Source organism: Nitratidesulfovibrio termitidis HI1 (assembly GCF_000504305.1).
In the GTDB taxonomy this organism is placed as follows: Bacteria; Desulfobacterota; Desulfovibrionia; order Desulfovibrionales; family Desulfovibrionaceae; genus Cupidesulfovibrio; species Cupidesulfovibrio termitidis.
The window spans coordinates 1,599,029-1,622,144 of the sequence record NZ_KI632512.1; the positions used below are offsets into that span (position 1 = coordinate 1,599,029).

The following is a 23,116-nucleotide window of genomic DNA, read 5'->3' on the forward strand; positions in this document are numbered from 1 at the left end:
CCCAAGGAGCACCCATGCCGCCCGGGGCATACCTTGCCATAAGCCTTGCCGCACTCATCTGCGGCTACCTTCTCTACGGCCGACTGATGGCGCGCCTGATGCGCCCGGACAACGCCCGTCCCACCCCCGCCTGCACCATGGCCGACGGGGTGGACTACGTGAAACTGCCCGCAAAGACCGTCTTTCTCATCCAGTTGCTGAACATCGCGGGCATCGGACCGGTGTACGGCCCCATCCTGGGGGCGCTGTACGGCCCGTGGGCGCTGCTGTGGATCGTGCTGGGGTCTATCTTTGCCGGGGGCGTGCACGACTACTTTTCCGGCATGCTTTCGGTGCGGCGGGGCGGCCTTTCACTGCCGGACGTGGTGGGCGACCACCTGGGCATTCCCATGCGCCGCTTCATGCAGGTCTTCTCGCTGGTGGTGGTGGTGCTGGTGGGGGTGGTGTTCGTCACGGGTCCGGCGCGCCTGCTGTCGGACATGACCGCCATTCCGGTAATGACCTGGGTGGTGATCATCTTCGCCTACTACTTCCTGGCCACCATCCTGCCCATAGACGTGGTCATCGGGCGGGTCTACCCCATCTTCGCGGGCTCGCTGCTGGTCATGGCCGTGGGCCTTACCGCCGCGTTCTTCGTGGAGGGCTACGCCACCCGCGCACCCCTGAACTGGACAGCCCCCCCCGCCGATCTGCCCATGTGGCCGCTGCTGTTCATCACCATTGCCTGCGGGGCCATTTCCGGCTTCCACGCCACCCAGTCGCCCCTGATGGCCCGCTGCCTGCCCGACGAACGCAGCGGGCTGCCCGTGTTCTACGGGGCCATGATCGCCGAAGGCGCGCTGGCGTTGATCTGGGCCACCCTGGGCATGGCCCTGTACCCCAACCCGCAGGCGCTGCACGCCGCCATCGCCGCCGGAGGGCCGGGAAAAGTGGTCAACGACGTGTCCATGGAACTGATGGGGCCGGTGGGGGGCATTCTGGCCATTCTGGGGGTCATCGTGCTGCCCATCACCTCCGGCGACACGGCCTTCCGCTCCGCCCGCCTGACCATCGCCGACGTGCTCGGCGTGGCGCAGCGGGAACGCCGCCGCCGACTGCTCATCGCGGTGCCGCTGTTCGCGCTGGGCGCCGCCCTGTCGCAGGTCAACTTCGAAGTGATCTGGCGCTACTTCGGCTGGGCCAACCAGGTGCTGGCAACGCTGGTATTGTGGACCGTCGCGGCTTTCCTGGCGCGCGGGAGCAAATTCCACTGGCCCGCCAGCCTGCCCGCCAGCTTCATGACCGCAGTGTGCGCCACCTACATCTGCCATGCCCGCATCGGCCTGAACCTGCCGCTGACCGTATCCTCGTGGATGGGGGGTGCCGCCGCCGTGCTGACGCTGGCCCTGTTCCTGTCCCGCTGCCGCCGCAAGGCCTGACATCTCTCGCATGCACACCAGGCGCGCGGGCTGACCAACGTAGCGCCACACTGCCCCGGCCTTGCCCCCGCAAGGCCGGGGCAACGTTTTCCGGCCCGCCCCTGCGCCTGCCCCCTTCACGCCCCCCCGCGTCCACACCCCAAAAGATATGCGGAGAAACATTCCCTCCGCACTCCTCCTTGCGCCGTCCGGCATTCCGCCGTGCGGCGCCTTGATCTTTTCGCATGTGCACGGAGTGTGCTCCAAACATTCCCCCAGTCTTCCCACACCTGCAAACAGGCACTTCACCGACAAAATACTACTTCTCGGAATATGCACATTGTCTTGCCTTTCAAAACGTGTAGTAGGTGCATCATGAACGTCCTGGTGCGCCATCAATACGTTTTCATCACCCATTTTCTCACATGTGAATACAAAAATACAAAAAAATATTCATATTACGAAACAATAACACCATTTTATGACCATAAAATTATTTGCATGAATATATTATGAACAATAAAGCTTCATAAAATGACAATATTCTAACATCATGCACCAATATGCACATGAAAATAATCACCATCACATCCAAAACCACAATGTATCAACTGTGTTTATCCCTCATGATATTCGCGCACAATAAGCAGTTCGCATAAAATTTTCAGGAACGTTCAGCAAAAGGAGGACTGAAATGCCACCTGTCATGTATTTTCTGCTCAGCCTCGCGGCACTCATAGTCGGATACTTCGTCTATGGGCGCATTGTGGAACGCATGTTCGGCGCCGACAACTGCAAGGCGACTCCCGCCTGCACCATGGCGGACGGCGTGGACTACGTGAAGATGAACCCCAAGAACATCTTCCTCATCCAGCTGCTGAACATCGCGGGCCTGGGCCCCGTGTTTGGCCCCATTCTGGGCGCGCTGTACGGTCCGTGGGCGCTGGTGTGGATCGTGCTTGGCTCCATCTTTGCCGGGGCCGTGCACGACTACTTTTCCGGCATGCTTTCGGTGCGCTACGCGGGCAAGTCCGTGCCCGACGTGGTGGGCTACAACCTTGGCAACGGCTTCAAGCAGTTCATGCGCTTCTTCTCGGTGGTGCTGTTGCTGCTGGTGGGCGTGGTCTTCGTCACCGGCCCGGCCAAGCTGCTCGACAACCTGACCGGCTGGGGCCTGATGGTGTGGGTGGCGATCATCTTCGCCTACTACTTCCTGGCCACCATCCTGCCCATCGACAAGATCATCGGGCGCATCTACCCCGTTTTCGCGGCCATCCTGCTGATCATGGCCGTGGGCCTCACCGCCATGCTGTTCATCAAGGGCTACGCCTTCTTCCCCGCCGCGCAGTGGACCAACCAGCACCCCACCGGGCTGCCGCTGTGGCCGCTGATGTTCATCACCATCGCCTGTGGCGCCATCTCGGGCTTCCACGCCACCCAGTCCCCCATGATGGCCCGGTGCATCCCCGATGAAAACTGCGGGCGGCCCATCTTCTACGGCGCCATGATCGCCGAAGGCGTCATCGCCCTGATCTGGGCCACCCTTGGCATGACCTTCTACCAGACCCCCGAGGCGCTCAACGCCGCCTTGACGGCGGGCGGCCCCGGCAAGGTGGTCAACGACGTCTCCCTGACCCTCATGGGCCCCATCGGCGGCGTGCTGGCCATCCTGGGCGTGGTGGTGCTGCCCATCACCTCGGGCGACACGGCCTTCCGCTCCGCCCGGCTGACCATCGCCGACTTCCTGAACTTCTCGCAGGTGGAAAACGGCAAGCGCCTGATGATCGCCGTGCCGCTGTTCGTCATCGGCGCCGCCCTGTCGCAGGTGAACTTCGACATCATCTGGCGCTACTTCGGCTGGGCCAACCAGACCCTGGCCACCATCGTGCTGTGGGCGGCTGCCGCCTACCTGGTGCGGCGCGGCATGCTGCACTGGATGGCCAGCGTGCCCGCCACCTTCATGACCGCGGTGTGCACCACGTACATCTGCTACGCCAAGATCGGCCTGAACATCCCGCTGAACATCTCGACATGGATCGGCATTGCCGTTGCCGTGGTGTCGTTCGGGCTGTTCCTGTCCAAGCGCAAGGCCTTCGAGGCGTCACCAGCCTAGCCGGCCCCGCTCCGACACGGTGACGGGCATGCGGCACGACGCCGCACCCCGTCCGACAACCAGCCAGCGCCCCGCCTGCATACGCAGACGGGGCGCTTCCCTTTGGCGCGGCCAGAAAGGCGAAGCCAAGAACACCACCCAGGACAGCGCCGAAACGACAACGGCATGACCCGCCCCGCCCCCTCTCGCCCGTGCTTCGCCTCGAATGCCACCCGCCAGCCATGCACCCGGCGTCCGTTTGGCCCCCAAAAAACACCTCTCAGAAACGAAAAACGACAAACAGGCAAACGTCGGTTGAAAAAACAAACCGCAACACACTACTAATGCCCACAAAAGCATCACTGAAAGGCCACGGCATCAAAAAATTTCAGAACTTGTAGCACTCCACCATCCAGCACAAAAATACAACAATAGACACATGCACCACTACAAAATCAACACCAACACAAATACATCTATGATGATTTTCAAAATCCACTCAACATAAAAGTTCATGAAATCACAAATTTATCACGCAAAAACAGACAATACTCATGCATAATTCTGCTCATAAACCAGAAAAGTCACACAAAATATCAATATAACACGCACAGGAAACACTCCGTCAACGTCAAATCACGATACGGCGGGGCAACGAAAGGAGAAGAGTATGCCTTCTGTAATGTATTTCATCATAAGCGTGGCTTCGCTTATCATCGGCTACATGGTGTATAGCCGTGTCGTCGAGCGGTTCTTTGGGGCAGATAACTGCAAGTCAACCCCTGCCTGCACCATGGCCGACGGCGTTGACTACGTGAAAATGTCCCCGGGCAAGATATTTCTCATCCAGCTGCTGAACATCGCGGGGCTTGGCCCGGTGTTCGGCCCCATTCTGGGCGCGCTGTACGGCCCGTGGGCGCTGGTGTGGATCGTGCTGGGCTCCATCTTTGCCGGGGGTGTGCACGACTACTTCTCGGGCATGCTTTCGGTGCGCTACGCGGGCAAGTCCGTGCCCGACGTGGTGGGCTACAACCTGGGTTACGGCTTCAAGCAGTTCATGCGCTTCTTCTCGGTGGTGCTGTTGCTGCTGGTGGGCGTGGTCTTCGTCACCGGCCCGGCTGCGCTGCTGGCCAGCATGACCGACTGGACCCTGCTGGTGTGGGTGGTGATCATCTTCGCCTACTACTTCCTGGCCACCATCCTGCCGGTGGACAAGATCATCGGGCGCATCTATCCGCTGTTCGCCGTCATCCTGCTGATCATGGCCGTGGGCCTTACCGCCATGCTGTTCATCAAGGGCTTCGACTTCTACCCCGCCGCCCAGTGGACCAACCAGCACCCCAAGGGCCTGCCCCTGTGGCCGCTGATGTTCATCACCATCGCCTGTGGGGCCATTTCGGGCTTCCATGCCACCCAGTCGCCCATGATGGCCCGTTGCGTGCCCGATGAAAACTGCGGTCGCCCCATCTTCTACGGCGCCATGATCGCCGAGGGCGTCATCGCCCTGATCTGGGCCACCCTGGGCATGACCTTCTACCAGACCCCCGATGCGCTCAACGCCACCCTGGCCGCTGGCGGCCCGGGCAAGGTGGTCAAGGACGTGTCCATCGCGCTGATGGGCCCCGTGGGCGGCATCCTGGCCATTCTGGGCGTGGTGGTACTGCCCATCACCTCTGGCGACACGGCCTTCCGCTCCGCGCGTTTGACCATTGCCGACTTCCTGAACTTCTCGCAGGTGGAAAAGGCCAAGCGCCTGCTCATCGCGGTGCCCCTGTTCGTGGTGGGCGCCATCCTGTCGCAGATGAACTTCGACCTGATCTGGCGCTACTTCGGCTGGGCCAACCAGACCCTTGCCACCATCGTGTTGTGGGCGGCCGCCGCCTACCTGGTGCGGCGGGGCATGTTCCACTGGATCGCCAGCGTGCCCGCCACCTTCATGACCTCGGTGTGCACCACCTACCTGTGCTACGCCAAGATCGGCCTGGGCCTGCCGCTGGATGTCTCCACGTGGATCGGCGTTGCCACGGCTGCCGGTTCGCTGATCCTGTTCCTGTTCAAGCGCAAGGCGTTCGAGGCGTCCCCGGCGTAACCGCGGGATCGGCCAACGACGCACAGGCATGGCCGGATTTCCCCGGCATGCACGAAACGAAGGCGGGGTCCACGTGGACCCCGCCTTTTCGTTGGCTGCAACTATCTGTTCCGTCTGGCGCCGTCCGGAACCTGCCGGACGGAGGATGGCAAAATGGCGTTCCCTCTACCCGCCGATGGCGCTCATGCGGCGATTGGCCACGGCGGTGCCGCCCTCGCACGGGGCATTGGGCAGTTCCTGCCCCGCCCCCCGCAGTTCGGCCAGCTGGCCCGCGCGCACCCTGGCCAGCAGCTGGTAGCCCAGGGGTTTGCGGCGGTTGGCCAGGCGCAGCACCTTGCGCACCGCGTCCATGCCCAGTTTCGGATGGCGCAGCAGCGGGCGCAGCCGGTATTCGCGGTCGGAGAACAGGCAGGTGCGCAGCCGCCCGTCGGGGGTTACGCGCAGGCGGTTACAGTCGCCGCAGAAGTGGTCGGACAGGGGCGTGATGAGGCCGAAGCGGCCCAGCCCCCCGGCAATGCCCCACAGCTTGGCCGGTCCCTTGCGCCGTTCGCCGGGGGCCAGGGGCACGAGGTCCGCCAGACGCTGCGCCGCCGACAGGATGTCCGGCGCGCCCCAGAACTGGTCTTCTGTCCAACTGGTGCCGCCGCCCATGGGCATGAATTCGATGAACCGCACGTCAACGGGATTCCGGCGCGCAAAATCGATGAAGGCGGCCAGTTCGTCGTCGTTGACGCCCTTCAGGGCCACGGCGTTGATCTTCACGGCCAGGCCCGCATCCAGCGCGGCGTGGATGCCGTCCAGCACCTGGGGCAGCATGTCGCGCCCGGTGGTGGCGGCAAAACGGTCGCGCCGGAAGGTGTCCAGCGAGATGTTCACCGTGCTGACGCCAAGGCCGCGCAGTGCGGCGGCGTGCGGGGCCAGCAGGGTGCCGTTGGTGGTAATGCGGATGTCCAGGGCCGGGTGGCGCTGGTGCAGCATGTCCAGAAAGCCGGTCAGCCCCTTGCGCACGAAGGGCTCGCCCCCGGTCAGGCGCACCTTTTCCACGCCCTCTTCCACGGCCACGTCCACGATGCGCGCCATTTCCTCGTAGCGCAGCACGTCGTCATGTGGGATGAAGCGCATTTCCGTGCAGCCCCAGCAGTACGAGCAGCGCAGGTTGCAGCGGTCGGTGATGGACAGGCGCAGATAGCGCACCTTGCGACCGTGGGCGTCGGTCAGGGTGGCGCGGTCTGCCGCGGCGTCCTGATCGGAGCCGGGTCTGGAGCCGGGCGCTGCGGATGCGCTGGTGGTGGGTGCGTCGGCATTCCTGGCCATCACGGTGGTACTGGTCATGACATTCCAACTCCCGGCATTCCGGTTTCCGGCGTTCCCGCTCCCGGTGTTCCGGAAGAGGGGCATGCGCGCGGCCCGTGCGGCCTGCCCGCTACAGCCCGCCGATGATCCGCCGGGCCATCTCGAGGTCGGCGGGATAGTTGATGTTGAAGAACGGCAAGGCTTCGCGCACCGTGTAAGGAATATGCTCGCGCAGATCCGGCGGCACCACCCGGCTCAGTTTACGTTCCCCGTCCTCCAGCGCCTGCCGGAACAGCGGCAGGGCCTCGAATTCGTACACGGCCACCAGCGATTCGATGAAGCCGGTCTCCACCTGCTGGAAGGTGGTCATCACCGCGCCCGGCCTGCGCGCGGCCCGGTGGGCCAGCAGCCGTTCCAGCACGGCGCGCTCCATGAACGGCAGATCGCACGACAACACCAGCACCGGTCCCTGGGCCACGCGCAGGGCGGTGATCACCCCGCCGAACGGTCCCATGCCTTCCACCTCGTCGTTCAGGCGGTAGTAGGGGCCGTCAACGCCCGTTTCGGACACCGGGCAGGGGCGGTTGCCCCGGCAGGATATCCAGACCTCGCCGGTGACCGCGTGCAGCAGCGCCGCCGTACGGGCCAGCATGCCTGGCGCGGCATCACCGTGCAGGTGCAGCCGGGTCTTGTCCTGCCCCAGCCGGGTGGACAGCCCACCCGCCAGCACCACGCCGACGATGCCGTGCGCGTCGTCGCGGCCAGACATGTTATCACGGCCAGACATGTCGTCACGGCCAGACGGGTCATCACGAACCGGCGAACCGTCAGGCGCGGGGGCCACGGCCACGTCGACACCAGCGCCGGGGGTGGCGTCCCCCCCTTCCTCCGGCATGTCCGCCGCGTGTTCCGTGCCCCGTCGGCTCATTCCAGCACCCTGCCCCCGGCATCGGCAAACACGGTAAAGCGTTCCTCGCGGTCCCGCGCAAAACCCACCAGGGTCACCCCCTGTTCCGTGGCCATGTCCACCGAACCGGTGGTCACGGCGGAACGGCTGACGATGAACGAAAAGCCCGCCCTGCGCGCCTTGGCGAACAGGCTGGCCGTCACCCGCGCGGAAACCAGCAGCAGCCGGGGGCCCAGGTCCACGCCTTCACGCGTGGCCCATCCGGCCAGCCGGTCGATGCAGTTGTGGCGACCGATGTCCTCGGCCCGGCGCAGCAGGCGACCCTGCACGGGGTCGTACACGCCCGCGCGGTGAAAGCAGCCGGTGCCGTCCCACAAGCCTTCCTCGCCCATGAAGGCGCGCATGGCGTCCAGCAGGACGGCGGCCCGCATGGGCATGGGCGGTTGCGGCGCCGTGACGCGCGGTGTGGCACGCAGGCTTACGGCAAAGCCAAGGCTGCCGCCCTCGCTCACTTCGGTCACCGTGCCCGCATGGCGGATGCCCCACGCCCCCGGCTCCTGCCCGGTCACGGCGGGATGCACCCGGTCCAGCAGCACATGGCCAAGGGCCAGGTCGGCCAGGCCGTGCGGCCAGGCCCACAGCCGGGTGGCCCCGGCGGCAATGCCCAGTGTGCCCGCTGTGCCCGCGTCTCCGGGTTCCGGCCCCCACTCCACGCGCACCGGCACTTCGCGGCTCAGAACGTCGTCCACGTCGCCCCAGGCCGCGTCCTTGTAGCGGCGCACGGAAACGTGGCGCGGAATGGCCCCTGTCGGCAATCCGGTCGCGTCTCGCCCGGCCATCAGAACCCCCAGGCCGACGGAGTGGGCCGCGCATAGCCCTGCTGGCGGGCCACGATGTCCAGCGCCAGCGATTCCAGGTCGTCCAGCACCGGGATGGAGATGCGGTCGAACTCGCGGAAATCCGCCACCTTGATGTACCCCTTGCACGACTTGCAGACGTGCACCTGAAAGCCGGGTTCGCCGTCGGCGGTGAAGTATTCGAGGTTCTTCGATTCACCTTCCAGGCAGAACGGGCACTGCAACCGCTTGGCGCGGTATTCGTGACGGCAGAACGAGCAGGTATGGTGCAGCGCCCCTTCCTTGCCCACCAGACGCCCCACCAGCGGCGCGCTGCCGCATACCGGACAGTGGCCGTGCTGCCACACCACCGGGGTGGCGCCCGGCTGGTCCGCGCCCGTGCGGCGGGCGTGTTCCGCCGCCACCGCCTGGGCCAGCACTTCCACCGATGGCACCACGCTGCCCATGGCCAGAAACCGCACCAGGCTGGGGGCGTCGTTCAGGCGCAGGGCCCAGGCGTCGAACCAGGCCGCATCGTCGCGCAGGGCCGCGTCACAGGCGTCCTCCACGGCAAGCTCGCCCTTTTCCATGGCCTCGCGCACCACCTCGGCGGCGGGGCCAAGGCTGCCCCCTGCGGCGCGCATCATGGCCAGCAGCCGACCGAAGGTGGCCGCCGTGCGCGCCCGGTCGTAGGTAAAGGCATCGCGCGGGAGCAGCGGCGCGCCCTGGGCGTGGGCCTCGGGCGTGGCCAGTTCCGGCAGCGGGACAGCGGGTTCGGCGGCGCGCGCCTCCAGCTGGATGGCGGCGGTGCGCGCCACGATTTCCAGCAGGGCGTCGGGGATGTATTCCTTGCTGCGCAGGGCTTTCAGTTTGCCTTCAAGGCGTTGCAGCTCGCGTTCGGAATCGAAGGTCATGCGTTCTCCTGAGTGGAACGTGGATGGGATGTGGCCTTGGCAGGCGAATTTGCCGGTCACGGATTTCCGCCAGACCGTGTCTTGCGAAGACACACCCCTGACAGGCACCCTACAGCCCTTGGCGGGCCCGTTCAATGGCGGGGGCTCCTGCGCAAGGTCTTGCACCGGACCGGCTCCGCATCGGGCGGTCCGTCTCCGGTCCGGGATGTTACGGTAACCATGTTCCGGGCCTCTGTGAACCATGCGGGCGCATTTCACCCCCGGCCCGCCGCGTGCGTGGCCTGTCTGGCCTGTCCGGCATGTCCTGCTTGTCTGGTCTGTCCGGCATGGCCGGTATGCTCCTTATGCCCTTGTGGTTGCCCACTGCGTCTCACCGCCAGTCCTCCCCCTGCCTTGACACAGCCCCCGCAGGCTCTACCTGTACAAGAGAGGCCCGCCCTACCCGGAAATGCCCCGGCAAGACGCAGGGGACCGGAGCAGGGCCCCGGGCCGGGCGGCGCACAGGCACCGCCGGGAGGCAACCATGCACGCTCCACGCGCCACCACGCGCCCCCTCCGCCGTTCACCGAACGCCATGCCACGCCTGTTCTCGCGGGTTGCCGCCCGCCTGCCGCGCGTTCCGCGCCATCGGCCCGGCAAGGAAGCGGCGGAAGCCACCCCGCCCCGCACCGTTCACGGCCGCTTCCGCGCACGCGACGGCCTGCCCGACCTGCTCTGGCTGATGCTGGCCGTATTGCTGTTCGCCCTGCTGGCCGGGCAGCCGGGCATGGCGGCGCAACAATCCGCATCGGCACCCGTTGCGGCAGCGACGGACATGGCCGCAACCGATGCCGCCCCCCTTCCGACACACTCCCCGGACGTCGTGCCCAACGGCACACATGACGCACCCGGGATCAAGGGAGACAATCCCATGACCACACCCGCACCATGGCAGCGCTTTTCCAAGCCCGCAGACAAGGAACTGCGCGCCCGCCTCACCCCGCTGCAATACGAGGTCACCCAGAAGGAAGGCACGGAACGCGCCTTCCACAACGAATACTGGGATGAAAAACGCCAGGGCATTTACGTGGACGTGGTGTCGGGCGAGCCGCTGTTCCTTTCGTCCGACAAGTACGATTCGGGTACCGGCTGGCCCAGCTTCACCCGGCCCGTGGCATCCGACGTGGTGACCGAACACATGGACCGCACCTTGTGGATGGTGCGTACCGAGGTGCGCAGCCGCATTGCCGGGTCGCACCTGGGGCATGTGTTTTCCGATGGCCCGGCGCCCACGGGGCTGCGCTATTGCATGAACTCGGCCGCGTTGCGCTTCGTCCCGCGCGAGGCCATGCAGGCCGAGGGATACGGGGAATTCCTCAAGATGCTTCCGTAACACACCGGCAAAATACGCACTTGCCGCACCGTTCCGGCTCTGCTACACGGGCCGGATGAAGCACACCATCCGCCCGCTCGTCCGCCCGTTCATCCGCCTGTTCGCCTTGGCCGCGTTGCTGTCCCTGACCCTGCCCTGCGCCGCCATGGCGTGGGACGGCTTTGACACCGAAACGGGCCATCTCGTGGAAGTCGACGTGGATGCCGTGCCCATGCGCGGCGAGATCGTCGATGTGTTCGACTGCGACACCAAGGAGACGGCCACGCTGATGGTGGACGCCGTAAAGAACAATGCCCGCACCGTGGAGATTACCGTGCGCGAGTCCGACACCGGGCGCACGCGCATTCTGGTGATGGAAGCCCGCTAGGACACGCCAGTCCGCCCGCCGGGGTCATCGCCAATTGCACAGCCGGACACCAGAAAGAAGGGCCGGGCATTTTCATGCCTGGCCCTTTATGTCGTCTCTTTTCCACAGGTTGCGGCTACTGCCCCGGCAGTTTCATTCCCGGCGGCATGCCCATGCCTTCCAGCGCCTTCATATCCGGCATGCCTTTCATATCCGGCATATCCTTCATATCCGGCATCCCCGCCATGCCGGGCATGCCCTTGCTCCGGGCATACCCCTTGGGCACCTCGAACAGCGCGGCAGGCTGCGTCCCCACCTTGATATTGCGGAACTCCTCGGTTTCGCCGGTTTCATCACGCTCCCGCAGGGGTACGTCGAACTCGTCGGCCGTCCACACCGTGGACACGGTGGTCTGGGCGTGGCCCATGATCCTGGAGGTTGTGGTAACCCGCTTCTTGTGCGTGACGTAGCCATTCACCGTTTCGGCGCCCAACGGCTCTTCCTTCACGGTGCTGTCGCCCATGGGCATGTGCATGGAGGGATTCAGGGGCGCCGCGTCGTCCAGGGGCTGCTCGAAGTATGTCTTGGCCGCCTCGTCGATGATCCACTGCACCTTGCGGTCTGGCCGCAGGATGAGCACCATGGGCCCCATGCCCTCTTGCGCGGGCACTTCCACGCGCACCTTGCCGCCGGAAAAGAACAGACGGCTGGTGTTCTCCACCTTGCCCGCCTCGTCCAGCGACACCATGTCCCCGGCATAGTCGCTGACGCTGCCCGCCCGCGCCGCCACGGCCCACCCGAAAATCGCCGCGGCAAGGCACGTCGCGATCACGATCTTTCTGGATGCGGCCAGCATCCCGTACATGTTCTGCATCCGGCTACCTCCGAGCCCGTGCGCGCGGCATAGGGCGTGGTTCGGCCATCCCCGCCTCGTAACATAACGCACCTGCCGCGATTCGGGCAAACCCCTGATAACCGGAGCCTGATAACCGGAGCCTAAGAGCCGGAGCCCAAGAGCCGGAGTGGGACAGCCAGCCCCTGGCAGCACGAAGGCCCGCCGCGATCGCGACGGGCCTTGCTGTCAGGCCGGGCAAAAAGCCGGTACGGGGAAACCGGAAATCGCCATGAAGGACGTACCGTGTCCCCTACGGGCGCACCGGTACCGTGGATACGGAGTTGTACGGCGAACCTTCGATGACCCGGCGGCTTACCGCCAGATAGACCAGGGTGTTGCGTTCCTTGTCCCACAGCCGGGTAACCCGGGTGGCCTTGAAGAACACCGAGGTCGATTCCTTGAACACGTTTTCCTTGGCGGGCAGCTTGTCGGGAATGGTGATGGGGCCGGTCTGGCTGCACGAGACGGAGAAGTTGGACGGGTCTTCAGCCAGGCCCAGGCTGCCGCTGATGCCGCCGGTCTTGGCCTGGCTGATGAAACACGACACGCCGGGCAGGCGCGGGTCCTGGAAGGCGAAGACGCACACCTGATGGTTGGCGCCCAGCAGCTTCCATTCGGTGGTCACGCAGCCCACTTCGCTGTCGTCGGCGCGCGCCGGGGCAGCCAGCGCCAGCATGCCGAGCAGCAGAAGCAGGACGACGGAGGCCAGCAGGACGACGGACAAGGTATCGTCGCGGGTGGCGGCAAGGGCCACGGCGCGGGGGCGGGCGGTGCGGGTACGGGGATGCATGGCGATGCTCCTTGGGCTTCGTGACGTCGGATGAACGCAACCAGCTTTCAGGATAACGCATCGCGCGGATGATGCAAGGCCGGGATGGCGGCGGAGGGGACATCACCCCCCTCCCACGTTATCGCGGAGCGACGCGCAAACCTGCCCGTCGGGCGCGCTTCGTGACCTTCGGGGCCGATGCCAACGGGCGACCGGGCCCGTGGAAGCAGCCCCTACCGCCAGCGCACCAACCCCAGCGCATACCGCTCCACGGGGGCGTAGTCGTCGGTCAGCGGGGGCACGTCGTCACGCGCAGCGCCCGACCCCACCGGGGGCAATTCCAGACGGCGGGCCAGCATCTCGCGCACGTCCGGCGTCAGGGCGGCGGCGGGCGTTTCCGGCAGCCCCGTCACGGGGCGGGCCACCAGCATCAGGTTCTGCACGTAGTCCGTCGAATCGGCTGTGGCCACGGCATACACCCGCACGTCCGCGAACGAGGCGGCGAACGCCGCGCGGATGGCCCGGAACAGCCGCCCGTCCTCGCCCCCGGCGGCGGAGATGATGTTCATGACCACGGCCCCGTCGTCGGCCAGCAGCGCGCGCATGCGGCGGGCCGCCTCCACCGTGCCCACGTGGAACGGCACGGAATAGTACGAATTGAAGATGTCGGTGAAGATCAGATCGTAGCGAGTCGCGCCGTCCCCTCTTCCTGTGGCGTCGCCGCCGGAAAGGACGTCAGGCCCGGCCTCCGCCTGCCGCGCCCGCCGGTTCAGGAAGGCCCGCGCGTCCTCGTGAAAGATGCGCAGCCGCGCGTCGTCGATCAGGCCGAAGTGCTGACGGGCCACCCCGGTCATGCCGGGGTCCAGTTCCACCACGTCCACCCGCAAGTTCTCCGCGTCCAGCCCCGCCCGCCCGGAAAGCAGCCACTTGGGCACGGAATACCCGCCGCCGCCCAGCATGAGCACCCGGCGCGCGCCGGGCGCCAGCGCCGGGCCCAGGGCATAGAAGCGGGTGTACGGCAGGGCCAGTTCGGCCATGTCGTCGGGATAGGCGGCGGACTGGTAGCGGCCCGGATCGGTGGCCAGCAGGCGCAGGGGCCGCCCGGCCAGGGTGGCGTCGTAGACACGGATGTGGTTGTACGGCGTCTCGGTCACCCGCACGCCGTAGTAGCGTTCCGCAAAGGCGGCATAGGCGTGCGAGGCCCAGGCCAGCGCGCCCACCCCGGCCAGCAGGGCCAGCCGGGCCAGCGGCGCGCGGGGGTGCGCCAGCAGCGAGGCCGCCAGCAGGCAGGCCGCCACCCCGTGCAGGATCAGCGTGCTGCCGAACCACGAAACCAGCACCATGCCCCCCAGAAAGGTGCCCAGGATGCTGCCCGCCGTGGACACGGCGTACAGCCGCCCCACCACCGCGCCGGAGGTGTCCATGTCCGACAGGGCCAGGCGCACCACATAGGGCGATACCATGCCGCACAGCATGCCCGGCACGGCGAACAGCAGCACGGCGGCCACCACGGCGGCGAGGTACAGCGAATCCAGCCCTCCGGCCACCCAGCCCACCACCCGGCCATGCGTCAGGGCCACGGCCAGCACGGACAGCGCGGCCCCGGCCAGGATGCGCGACAGGGTGCGACGCGACAGGGTGCGACGCGACAGGGTGCGGTCGGCCAGACGCCCGCCCAGCCAGTAGCCCGCGCTCAGGCTGGCCAGCACCACCCCGATAAGGCTGGTCCAGACGATGACCGAGGTGCCCAGGTGCGGCGCCAGCAGGCGCGCCCCCACCATTTCGAGCACCATGACCATGGCGCCGGACAGGAACATGATCGCGTCGAGCATGGGGCCTCCAGCGGGGAAGGAAATGGGGGATGGAGAAAAAGCGGAGGGATGTCCTGTTTTTGCTGTAACAGGGGGCGGGGCGGAGAGGCAACGGGGACGGCGGGGAAAAAGGCAGGGAACGGACGTGGCTGGCGGGCCCGGAAGGCCGGGCGAAACGGGGAGACGGGCGAGACGGGGAGTTCCGGGCATGCAAAAGGGGCCCCGCCAATGCGGAGCCCCCCTGTCAGAACACCATGGGCCGGGCCTGCACCCCGCGCTCTTCGCGCGCGGACATGCAGTGCACGCAGCGGTTGGTGGTGGGCACGGCCAGCAGCCGCGCGGCGGGAATCTCGTTGCCGCAGTCGTCGCAGTAGCCGAAGTCCTCGTCGTCCAGCCGTTCCAGCGTGGCGCGCAGCACCTGCAAGCGGGCCTCGGTGCGCTGCTTCCACGAACGGTAGGTCATGCCTTCCACATCGGGCAGCCGTTCGGGGTCGTTCGCATCCTCCACGCCCTGCAGGCCGCGCCAGCGGTCCAGGGCCTCGCGCAGGTCGCGGATTTCCTGCTTCAGTCTGCGCCGTACCACGGCAATGGTTTCTTCGCGCATGTCGTTCCTCCTTCGGCGCGGCCTTGGCCCTGCCCGTGCAGTGCGCGGGGGGCGGCCAGACGCCGGGTGCCCCTTGGGGCAAGTTTGTCGGGTGGGGAAAAAGAAAAGGCCCCGTCTACCAGGCTGGTGGACGGGGCCGCGTGTTGCGTGTGCGTGCGGAATGCCGCTATGCGCCCCCTCCCGTCCCGGTGGCGCGTTCACCACGGGCATAGGACCGGTCGGAACCGGTGAATGCGGTGGCGCGGACGGAAAGGGAAATGAAACGCATGGGAGATTCCTTGTTCAGCTTCTGAGGGTAAATGCCGTGTGCTTCACGAAAGAACTGTTTCGGACGCAACGGCCCTACTATACATCTTCCTGCGGGCAATGCAAGCCCTGCTGCGCAACCTGTTCCGTGCTTCGCACCATGCTGCACCCGCAGTGCACAACGCCATGAATTATCTTGCGTTCGACGCTGGCAGCATATCACCCGCAGTGAACTCACGACGAGGGGTGACAAACCGCGGCTTACGCAACGCGCCAGCCCGGCCCGGACCTTCCACAGGGCGCAAGGCATACGGACGCACCCCGGACACCGAAAAAACGGAACGCGCCGACCGGCCCGAAGGCTGGTCGGCGCGCTCGCCGGCGTGGAACGCCGCTTGGCTCAGCGGTCCTGCGTTGCTTCAAAGGGCGCGGATGCCGCAGCATCGCGCGTTACCTCGTTCTGCGCATGGACGAACGTGAACAGGGCCGAGGTGAGAATGATGATGGCCAGCAACAAGTACCTCATCGAACGGACATCCTTCTGCGACGGTTGAAGGTGGCGAGGTGCGGCGCCCTGGGCGCCTTCCTGCGCAATGCGGTCCCCGTTGCATGCGCTATAGTCCGGGATGGTCTGTCGCGCAAGCCAAAATGCGTTTCTTTTCCGCACGGTGCAAAACATTGCGCAACGGCGTGACGGCCACGTGGCAAGCCGTTACCGGATGCCCCGCCCCTTCTGGCGCACCGGCACACCGTACGGCAATGCGGCAACGCCCCGCCCGACCGCCGCGTTGCGTCCATGCCGCCATCCTGCTAGATTGCGAGCATCGAAAAGCGTCCCCGCAGGCCAGCACCCCCAACGCGTGGCCCGGCGCGCGGTTTCGCACCGCTTCACCCCATGCGACACCATCCGACCTAACCTGGCAGGGAGAACATACATGTCCGGCTACATGCTCTGGGGCGGCTTCAATCTTTTCGTGCTCGTCCTGCTGGCCTTCGACCTTGGCGTGCTGCACCGCAAGGACAAGGAGATGTCCCTGTCCGGCGCGCTGTGGATGAGCCTTGCCTACTTCGTGCTGGCACTGGCCTTCGGCGGCGGCGTGTTCGTGTTCATGGGCGAGCAGAAGGGGCTGGAATACATCACCGGCTACCTCATCGAAAAAAGCCTCAGCGTGGACAACATCTTCGTGTTCGTGCTGGTGTTCACCCATTTCGCGGTGCCCGCCGCCTTGCAGTACCGGGTGCTGTTCTGGGGCATTCTGGGCGCGCTGGCCATGCGCGCCGGGCTTATCCTGGCCGGGGCGGCCATCCTGAATGCCTTCCACTGGGTGATCTACCTGTTCGGCGGGTTTCTGGTGGTTACCGGCATCAAGATGCTGCTGGCCGCCGACAGCGAGCCCGACCTTTCCGGCAACCGGGTGGTGCGGCTGTTCCGCCGCCACCTCCGGCTGACGGAAGGCTACGAGGGCGGGCATTTCGTGGTACGCAAGAACGGCCTGCTGCACGCCACTCCGCTGCTGGTGGTGCTGGTGATCATCGAGGTGTCCGACCTGATCTTTGCGCTGGATTCCATCCCCGCCATCTTCGCGGTGTCCACCGACCCGTTCATCGTCTACACCTCCAACGTGTTCGCCATTCTGGGCCTGCGGGCGCTGTACTTCGCGCTGGCGGGGGTCATCCACCGCTTCCGCTACCTCAAGTACGGCCTGTCGCTGGTACTGGTGTTCATCGGCGCCAAGATGATCGTCAACGCCGCCTTCGACGCCAAGATCATTTCCACCGGCGTGGCCCTGCTGGTGACCTTCGGCATCATCGCCGGGTCCATGCTGATTTCGGTGCTGAAGACGCGGGGGGCGCCCGACGGGGGGGACGAAGAAAAGGCAGCCCCGCCCCTGGGCTGGGTGCCGGGCACCCCGAGCAAGGACGAAGAGGCCACCGGCGGCACCGGCAAGCCCCCGCGTTGACACCCTACCCACCCCGGAATATCTTTTATCCACGATCAACCGATCTTCAGGCTGCTCCGCCTCCGGCCCGCAAGGGACGAAGGCGGGCATCCACGATCGGCTGCGACTGGTCGCAGCTGATCGAACTGGACGCACAGGCCCCACGACAACCGCCCCGGCTCCGGAACGCACCGGCTTTCATGAATACCCGCACCCGCCTCGCCACCCTGCTGGACCGTCTGCGCGACAACGGGCACCGGCTTACCCCGCAGCGGGCAGCCATCATCCGCGCCCTGGTCGAACACGATGGGCACCCCACGGTGGAACAACTGCACCAGGCCATCCTGCCGGACTTTCCCACCACCAGTCTGGCCACGGTGTACAAGACCATCGCCCTGCTGAAGGAAGACGGCGAGGTGCTGGAACTGGGCTTTGGCGAACTGGGCAGCCGTTATGACGGCAGGCACCCGGAACCGCACCCCCACCTTATCTGCACACGCTGCGGGGCCATCGCCGACTACTCGTTGCAGGGGCTGGACGAAATGGTGGCGCGCATGGCGGCGGAAACAGGCTTTACCGTGGACAGCCACCGCTTCGACATGTTCGGGCTGTGCCCAACCTGTCGGAATACGGATCAAAAAACCCAGGATTGCGCGGTGACCAAGACGAAAGCCGCCCGCACCCGAGACACAGAACATCCTTCAGACTGAAGCGGCCCGACCACGCTGTCTATCCACATTTCACTACATTTACAGGACATCACCAGCACATCAGGCCCGGCCACGCCGGGCCTTTTCATTTTTATTGACAGGGTTTCCGGCTTATGGATAATAATTATTACGAAAGTATTTTTATCATCTTCTATAACGCCAGTCTCTCCGGACTGCTACCCGCTGGCCCCCCCTTAACAGCCACCCCCAACAGGAGGAATCCATGACCAAGCACAAGCTCACCACCAACGCAGGCGCCCCCGTACCCGACAACCAGAACGCCATGACCGCCGGGCCGCGCGGCCCCATGCTGCTGCAGGACGTGTGGTTTCTGGAAAAGCTGGCCCACTTCGACCGGGAGGTAATCCCCGAGCGGCGCATGCACGCCAAGGGGTCCGGCGCGTACGGCACCTTCACCGTCACCCACGACATCACCAGGTACACCAAGGCCGCCCTGTTCTCGAAAATCGGCAAGAAGACCGACCTGTTCGTGCGCTTTTCCACCGTGGCGGGCGAACGCGGCGCGGCCGACGCGGAACGCGACATCCGGGGCTTCGCCATCAAGTTCTACACGGAACAGGGCAACTGGGACCTGGTGGGCAACAACACCCCGGTCTTCTTCCTGCGCGACCCGCTGAAATTCCCCGACCTGAACCACGCCGTGAAGCGCGACCCGCGCACCAACATGCGCAGCGCCAAAAACAACTGGGATTTCTGGTCCTCGTTGCCCGAGGCGCTGCACCAGGTCACCGTGGTCATGAGCGACCGGGGCATCCCCGCCAGCTACCGGCACATGCACGGTTTCGGCAGCCACACCTTCAGCTTCATCAGCCCGGACAACCAGCGCTACTGGGTAAAGTTCCACCTGCGCACCCAGCAGGGCATCAAGAACCTGACCGACGCCGAGGCCGAGGCCATCGTGGCCAGGGACCGCGAAAGCCACCAGCGCGACCTGTACGACAGCATCGAGCGCGGCGACTTCCCCCGCTGGACCCTGTACGTGCAGGTCATGCCCGAAAAGGACGCGGACACCTGCCCCTACCACCCCTTCGACCTGACCAAGGTATGGTTTCACAAGGACTACCCGCTCATCGAGGTGGGCGTGCTGGAACTGAACCGCAACCCCGAAAACTACTTCGCCGAGGTGGAGCAGGCCGCGTTCAACCCCGCCAGCGTGGTGCCGGGCATCGGCTTTTCGCCCGACAAGATGTTGCAGGGCCGCCTGTTCTCCTACGGTGATGCGCACCGCTACCGGCTGGGCGTGAACCATCACCTGATCCCGGTAAACGCCGCGCGCTGCCCCATGCACAGCTACCACCGCGACGGAATGATGCGCGTGGACGGCAACCACGGCAGCACCCTGGCCTACGAGCCCAACAGCTACGGTGAATGGCAGCAGCAGCCCGACTTCGCCGAGCCCCCGCTGGCCCTCAGCGGCGAGGCGGGGCACTGGGAATACACCTGCGACGACGTGGACTACTTCGACCAGCCGGGACGCCTGTTCCGCCTGATGACCCCGCAACAGCAGGAAGTACTGTTCCAGAACACCGCCCGGGCCATGGGCGATGCACCGGAAGCAATCAAGCGCCGCCATGTGGGCAATTGCGCCAAGGCCGATCCCGCATACGGCGCGGGCGTGGCCAAGGCCCTGGGCCTGAAGATGTAGTGCGGCAGGCGGCGGGCACTCCCTTGCGGGCAGGCCCGCCGCCTTCCCCCATCGCCCCGCTTTTCCGATCCGGAGTTCCGACGGCGCGGGCTGCACCCCGCAACCGGCGGAATGCCCGGCGGAATACCGTGATGCATCCGTTCCTTGGTGCATCCTCCTGTCCGCGGGCCACCCCTGCACGGCCACGCGGAAAGGCCCCCGGCGTCACGTGTGGACGTGCCGGGGGCCTTGTGCGTCGTGCCATTGAACCTGAGAACGGGGAACGGGACCGCCTTGTCAGGCCGGTGTACCTTCCGGTGGGCATCCCCGCCATCTGCACGCCGGAGATGCGCGAAATCCGGGGACGGCCCGCCCACGGGCAGGTCAACGCGGAACACGCTCCCCACACCATTGACGCACGACCCGGCGCGGGGCCACGGGCCAGTCGTTTTCGCCTGCCGCCGCCACGCGAAAAACCCCGGCGCGGGGCCGGGGCTTCAGACTATTAACAAACGACAACTTTCCCAGAGAGGCCCCCGTTACGGCAGCCGTAACCGCGCCCCTGAACAGTATAAATAGTGTACACAACGCGTGGGGAAGGCTCCTCCGTCCCCCTTTGGCACCTGGCATTGCCATTCCAAAAGCTGCAAATAAATTTATTGACTTTGACTTTCAATATCGACAATGTGCCTGTATAGCTTCCCGCCTAAACCGAAAATAGGAGCAGAAATGAAAACCTTGATCCAATTTCTGGCTGCTGCCTCTGTGGTTTCAAATCCACTTCTCACGAACGCAAAGGATATAAATTACGCGAGACGCGTTCTGGACATATGGAATCATGACATAAAACAACTCAACAGTAACGAGGTCGTAAGCACTGCCCGAAATTATTCAACAGGAGACACTCACAAACTTTATGTAAACAACGAGGACTGCGTGTATGTTTACGTAGTTAGGCATAATGGAAAATTAAAAATAGCATCTAACGACTACAGAATAACTCAAGAATTCATGGACTATATAAATTCAGACAGCCGAATTTTTGAAAAATTTATCGAAAAACCAAATATAATAATGAAAAAATCCCACGGCCCAACTTCGTTTGAAATAATACCAATCCATCCAGACGCGGATAACAATAACTTAATAATTCCAAAGAACCCTGTAAACATGTTACAGGCGTATGAAATCGAGCTACATACAAAATCAATAACGTCCGTCGCAGACTCTACAACATGTTGCGCAACAGGAACATGCGACAACGTAATCATTCCCGGGGGAAGCAGCGGAAGCGCAGCCTGCCAATCTTGCCACTCTTAGACGAGGAGAAAATGCAAATGGAGTTTTCTATAGTTGACAAAGCAGACCTCACCGAACAGACATGCACACACATTGGGCATATCTATGTATCATGCGGATGGGGAACCGCATACGATTGGAAAAAAATCAAAGAAGCGTTCACAAACACAGACTACTATCGCATTGCAATCAACAAATCCAAAGAACCTATTGGTTTTATTCGAGCTTTCACCGACAACGTATTCGCCACATGGCTTGCCGAATTGGTTGTCGGAAAAGACATGCAAAGGCAAGGCATCGGAACCGCACTGTTAAGCAAATTTGTTCAAGACTTTGAACATACAGCTATATACCTGCTCCCTCTAAAAGGCACAGAAATTTTCTTTACACGCGCAGGCTTGACCCAAAGAGACAAGTTGTCCGCCCATGCTCGCCGGGCTCTGCGGTGAACCTCCACTCCCAAAGCATCGAACAAGCCCTGACTGATTCTGTAAAAGAGCTTGTTCGATGCTACTTCAAAGAATTTCCAGTGCGTACACCTTTCGAGTGTGATCTAAAAACACTTGAACAGCGGCTCGTTAAAATAGGCATCGAACTATACGCGCCATCGATCACCTTGATGGCTGGCATTAACAACAATTTCGACACAAGACTCGCAGAACTTATCTCGCTTAGCTACATTGACGAGACATTTCAGCGCATAGTTAAAAACAAAACAAAATACATCACCGTTGCCCTCAACGAAATACATGCCTTCATCAGAACAAAATTTCCCACACAGCCTTACTCTCTTGAAATACAATTCCCTGGAAGCGACTCACACAACCTTGGAAGAGAGACGCTGTTTTTTAACGTCATCCTTGCATATTCAAAAGAAAAATACGTATTCAAACCGTCATGCTGCGCAACCCAAAGGGTCATAAACAGCTTCATCACCGAAGCATTTCACGATAAAATATGCAACAATCCTCCAATCCAAAAAATTGAAGCACACGAAAATGGAAATTATTGCATCAAAAAATTTATTAAAGTAGAAGGAATAAACAACGGAAACGACATATCTGGGTTTATGTTTGCACTTGGAATGGTAATGTGCATTTCTTTATACACAAAAGCAACAGACCTTCACTTCGAAAACATCATTGTCACAAACGGAATGCCCTACATTATCGACGGGGAGATCATTCTGGATGACACCCTGCCAGATCACTCAGAAATCGTATTAAATTCAGGAATATTGCAATATTTGCACTACGCCATGAACGACATTTACCAATTTACAAACATTGAAGCGAATATACTCAACAATGAACTAAGCTTTTTAAAAACGATAGAATACACACATCACTCATTAAACAAAAAAGATTCAATACCCTTGGATAACAAAAAAAACATCTCCGCACTCGTCGATGGTTTTGCAGCATGTTTCAACTTAATTAAATCACGAAGAAAACACTTTATAGATACGTCAGCAGCCATTCTATACGAAAAAAATATAAAAATCAGATACCTGCCAAGATTTACAGCATTTTACAAAATAACACAATTACTGCTTTGGACGCCTTTCCCACAAAGCACAGCAATGCGCATATCTGAAGTACAAAAAAGACTGCTTGCCCACACATTAACAGCAAGAGAAACGCGAAATCTCACCAGCAACATCCATCGCCTTACAAAGGCTGAGATAGCAGATTTCGAAGAAGGAGATATACCTTATTTCTGGGCGAATCGTAATGGGGCTCTGCACCACAGGACAGGAGTGATATCTAAAAATCACAGTAAACCACCAGCGACAATACTTGAGCGTACGATACGAGACGCGAGCGCAATGTCACTTAAGAAAACACTCATCCCAAAACTCAAGGATGCATTCAAGAGTGTCGTCAGAATAATAGAAGAAAAAAATCACTAGAGGGATGGGCATGCACTAAGGCAATAGTCAGACACGGTC

General features: G+C 62.9%; 20 protein-coding genes. 11 read left to right on the plus strand and 9 right to left on the minus strand.

Annotated elements, in window-relative coordinates; genetic code table 11:
* Positions 1–14 precede the first annotated feature (14 nt).
* From DESTE_RS06520 to DESTE_RS06530, 3 genes are all read left to right on the plus strand, one after another.
* Positions 15–1,418 (plus strand): carbon starvation CstA family protein, encoded by a 1,404-nt coding sequence (locus tag DESTE_RS06520; RefSeq protein WP_035066216.1) that lies wholly within the window; start codon positions 15–17, stop codon positions 1,416–1,418.
* A 673-nt stretch (positions 1,419–2,091) separates the two neighbouring features.
* Positions 2,092–3,510 (plus strand): carbon starvation CstA family protein, encoded by a 1,419-nt coding sequence (locus DESTE_RS06525; protein WP_035066218.1) that lies wholly within the window; start codon positions 2,092–2,094, stop codon positions 3,508–3,510.
* A 649-nt stretch (positions 3,511–4,159) separates the two neighbouring features.
* Entirely contained in the window at positions 4,160–5,578 is a 1,419-nt protein-coding gene (locus DESTE_RS06530) for a carbon starvation CstA family protein (RefSeq protein WP_035066221.1), read from the plus strand.
* 165 nt (positions 5,579–5,743) lie between these two features.
* Here DESTE_RS06530 and moaA read toward each other — a convergent pair whose 3' ends face one another.
* From moaA to DESTE_RS06550, 4 genes are all read right to left on the minus strand, one after another.
* Complete coding sequence (gene moaA / locus DESTE_RS06535) at positions 5,744–6,910, minus strand: GTP 3',8-cyclase MoaA (RefSeq protein ID WP_245590762.1); 1,167 nt, start codon at positions 6,908–6,910, stop codon at positions 5,744–5,746.
* A gap of 91 nt (positions 6,911–7,001) precedes the next feature.
* Positions 7,002–7,799 carry a molybdenum cofactor guanylyltransferase gene (gene mobA, locus DESTE_RS06540; protein ID WP_156925281.1) on the minus strand — a complete coding sequence of 266 codons (798 nt, stop codon included), beginning with the start codon at positions 7,797–7,799 and terminating at the stop codon, positions 7,002–7,004.
* Positions 7,796–8,617 carry a formate dehydrogenase accessory sulfurtransferase FdhD gene (locus DESTE_RS06545; RefSeq protein ID WP_051384353.1) on the minus strand — a complete coding sequence of 274 codons (822 nt, stop codon included), beginning with the start codon at positions 8,615–8,617 and terminating at the stop codon, positions 7,796–7,798. Before DESTE_RS06545 ends, mobA begins: the two co-directional genes overlap by 4 nt.
* Positions 8,617–9,528, minus strand: coding sequence for a formate dehydrogenase accessory protein FdhE (locus DESTE_RS06550; RefSeq protein WP_035066224.1), 912 nt, complete (start codon positions 9,526–9,528; stop codon positions 8,617–8,619). Before DESTE_RS06550 ends, DESTE_RS06545 begins: the two co-directional genes overlap by 1 nt.
* A 523-nt stretch (positions 9,529–10,051) precedes the next feature.
* On the opposite strand from DESTE_RS06550, the gene msrB reads away from it, so the two are divergent.
* Together msrB and DESTE_RS06560 are read left to right on the plus strand one after the other, a co-directional pair.
* On the plus strand, positions 10,052–10,900 hold the full coding sequence (gene msrB / locus DESTE_RS06555; RefSeq protein ID WP_035066227.1) for a peptide-methionine (R)-S-oxide reductase MsrB: 849 nt from the start codon (positions 10,052–10,054) through the stop codon (positions 10,898–10,900).
* Positions 10,901–10,955: 55 nt separating this feature from the next.
* Positions 10,956–11,267: a DUF5334 family protein gene (locus DESTE_RS06560; RefSeq protein ID WP_051384354.1), complete on the plus strand. Its 312-nt coding sequence runs from the start codon at positions 10,956–10,958 to the stop codon at positions 11,265–11,267.
* 115 nt (positions 11,268–11,382) lie between these two features.
* Here DESTE_RS06560 and DESTE_RS06565 read toward each other — a convergent pair whose 3' ends face one another.
* From DESTE_RS06565 to DESTE_RS18535, 5 genes are all read right to left on the minus strand, one after another.
* Complete coding sequence (locus DESTE_RS06565; protein WP_156925282.1) at positions 11,383–12,120, minus strand: DUF4412 domain-containing protein; 738 nt, start codon at positions 12,118–12,120, stop codon at positions 11,383–11,385.
* Between the two features lie 271 nt (positions 12,121–12,391).
* Complete coding sequence (locus DESTE_RS06570; protein ID WP_198015332.1) at positions 12,392–12,931, minus strand: CreA family protein; 540 nt, start codon at positions 12,929–12,931, stop codon at positions 12,392–12,394.
* Between the two features lie 212 nt (positions 12,932–13,143).
* On the minus strand, positions 13,144–14,742 hold the full coding sequence (locus tag DESTE_RS06575) for a fused MFS/spermidine synthase (RefSeq protein ID WP_035066230.1): 1,599 nt from the start codon (positions 14,740–14,742) through the stop codon (positions 13,144–13,146).
* A 223-nt stretch (positions 14,743–14,965) separates the two neighbouring features.
* On the minus strand, positions 14,966–15,325 hold the full coding sequence (locus DESTE_RS06580; RefSeq protein ID WP_035066232.1) for a TraR/DksA family transcriptional regulator: 360 nt from the start codon (positions 15,323–15,325) through the stop codon (positions 14,966–14,968).
* 646 nt (positions 15,326–15,971) lie between these two features.
* The gene (locus DESTE_RS18535; protein ID WP_281172046.1) at positions 15,972–16,097 is read right to left on the minus strand and encodes a hypothetical protein; all 126 of its coding nucleotides are present in this window, start codon (positions 16,095–16,097) and stop codon (positions 15,972–15,974) included.
* A gap of 409 nt (positions 16,098–16,506) precedes the next feature.
* Between DESTE_RS18535 and DESTE_RS06585 the strand changes: the two genes are divergently transcribed.
* From DESTE_RS06585 to DESTE_RS17550, 6 genes are all read left to right on the plus strand, one after another.
* On the plus strand, positions 16,507–17,532 hold the full coding sequence (locus DESTE_RS06585; RefSeq protein WP_035066235.1) for a TerC family protein: 1,026 nt from the start codon (positions 16,507–16,509) through the stop codon (positions 17,530–17,532).
* Between the two features lie 179 nt (positions 17,533–17,711).
* Complete coding sequence (locus tag DESTE_RS06590) at positions 17,712–18,221, plus strand: Fur family transcriptional regulator (RefSeq protein WP_051384355.1); 510 nt, start codon at positions 17,712–17,714, stop codon at positions 18,219–18,221.
* 223 nt (positions 18,222–18,444) lie between these two features.
* Positions 18,445–19,887: a catalase gene (locus tag DESTE_RS06595; RefSeq protein WP_035066238.1), complete on the plus strand. Its 1,443-nt coding sequence runs from the start codon at positions 18,445–18,447 to the stop codon at positions 19,885–19,887.
* A 708-nt stretch (positions 19,888–20,595) separates the two neighbouring features.
* Positions 20,596–21,186, plus strand: coding sequence for a hypothetical protein (locus DESTE_RS18180; RefSeq protein ID WP_198015333.1), 591 nt, complete (start codon positions 20,596–20,598; stop codon positions 21,184–21,186).
* A 17-nt stretch (positions 21,187–21,203) separates the two neighbouring features.
* The gene (locus tag DESTE_RS17545; protein ID WP_198015334.1) at positions 21,204–21,614 is read left to right on the plus strand and encodes a GNAT family N-acetyltransferase; all 411 of its coding nucleotides are present in this window, start codon (positions 21,204–21,206) and stop codon (positions 21,612–21,614) included.
* 170 nt (positions 21,615–21,784) lie between these two features.
* The gene (locus DESTE_RS17550; RefSeq protein WP_156925283.1) at positions 21,785–23,077 is read left to right on the plus strand and encodes a DUF4135 domain-containing protein; all 1,293 of its coding nucleotides are present in this window, start codon (positions 21,785–21,787) and stop codon (positions 23,075–23,077) included.
* Positions 23,078–23,116 lie beyond the last annotated feature (39 nt).

Excerpts from the sequence above, each read along its gene's own strand:
- DESTE_RS06520 (WP_035066216.1), top strand. The coding sequence starts at position 15 with ATGCCGCCCGGGGCATACCTTGCCATAAGCCTTGCCGCACTCATCTGC.
- DESTE_RS06525 (WP_035066218.1), top strand. The coding sequence starts at position 2,092 with ATGCCACCTGTCATGTATTTTCTGCTCAGCCTCGCGGCACTCATAGTC.
- DESTE_RS06530 (WP_035066221.1), top strand. The coding sequence starts at position 4,160 with ATGCCTTCTGTAATGTATTTCATCATAAGCGTGGCTTCGCTTATCATC.
- moaA (WP_245590762.1), bottom strand. The coding sequence starts at position 6,910 with ATGACCAGTACCACCGTGATGGCCAGGAATGCCGACGCACCCACCACC.
- mobA (WP_156925281.1), bottom strand. The coding sequence starts at position 7,799 with ATGAGCCGACGGGGCACGGAACACGCGGCGGACATGCCGGAGGAAGGG.
- DESTE_RS06545 (WP_051384353.1), bottom strand. The coding sequence starts at position 8,617 with ATGGCCGGGCGAGACGCGACCGGATTGCCGACAGGGGCCATTCCGCGC.
- DESTE_RS06550 (WP_035066224.1), bottom strand. The coding sequence starts at position 9,528 with ATGACCTTCGATTCCGAACGCGAGCTGCAACGCCTTGAAGGCAAACTG.
- msrB (WP_035066227.1), top strand. The coding sequence starts at position 10,052 with ATGCACGCTCCACGCGCCACCACGCGCCCCCTCCGCCGTTCACCGAAC.
- DESTE_RS06560 (WP_051384354.1), top strand. The coding sequence starts at position 10,956 with ATGAAGCACACCATCCGCCCGCTCGTCCGCCCGTTCATCCGCCTGTTC.
- DESTE_RS06565 (WP_156925282.1), bottom strand. The coding sequence starts at position 12,120 with ATGCAGAACATGTACGGGATGCTGGCCGCATCCAGAAAGATCGTGATC.
- DESTE_RS06570 (WP_198015332.1), bottom strand. The coding sequence starts at position 12,931 with ATGCATCCCCGTACCCGCACCGCCCGCCCCCGCGCCGTGGCCCTTGCC.
- DESTE_RS06575 (WP_035066230.1), bottom strand. The coding sequence starts at position 14,742 with ATGCTCGACGCGATCATGTTCCTGTCCGGCGCCATGGTCATGGTGCTC.
- DESTE_RS06580 (WP_035066232.1), bottom strand. The coding sequence starts at position 15,325 with ATGCGCGAAGAAACCATTGCCGTGGTACGGCGCAGACTGAAGCAGGAA.
- DESTE_RS18535 (WP_281172046.1), bottom strand. The coding sequence starts at position 16,097 with ATGAGGTACTTGTTGCTGGCCATCATCATTCTCACCTCGGCCCTGTTC.
- DESTE_RS06585 (WP_035066235.1), top strand. The coding sequence starts at position 16,507 with ATGTCCGGCTACATGCTCTGGGGCGGCTTCAATCTTTTCGTGCTCGTC.
- DESTE_RS06590 (WP_051384355.1), top strand. The coding sequence starts at position 17,712 with ATGAATACCCGCACCCGCCTCGCCACCCTGCTGGACCGTCTGCGCGAC.
- DESTE_RS06595 (WP_035066238.1), top strand. The coding sequence starts at position 18,445 with ATGACCAAGCACAAGCTCACCACCAACGCAGGCGCCCCCGTACCCGAC.
- DESTE_RS18180 (WP_198015333.1), top strand. The coding sequence starts at position 20,596 with ATGAAAACCTTGATCCAATTTCTGGCTGCTGCCTCTGTGGTTTCAAAT.
- DESTE_RS17545 (WP_198015334.1), top strand. The coding sequence starts at position 21,204 with ATGGAGTTTTCTATAGTTGACAAAGCAGACCTCACCGAACAGACATGC.
- DESTE_RS17550 (WP_156925283.1), top strand. The coding sequence starts at position 21,785 with ATGGCTGGCATTAACAACAATTTCGACACAAGACTCGCAGAACTTATC.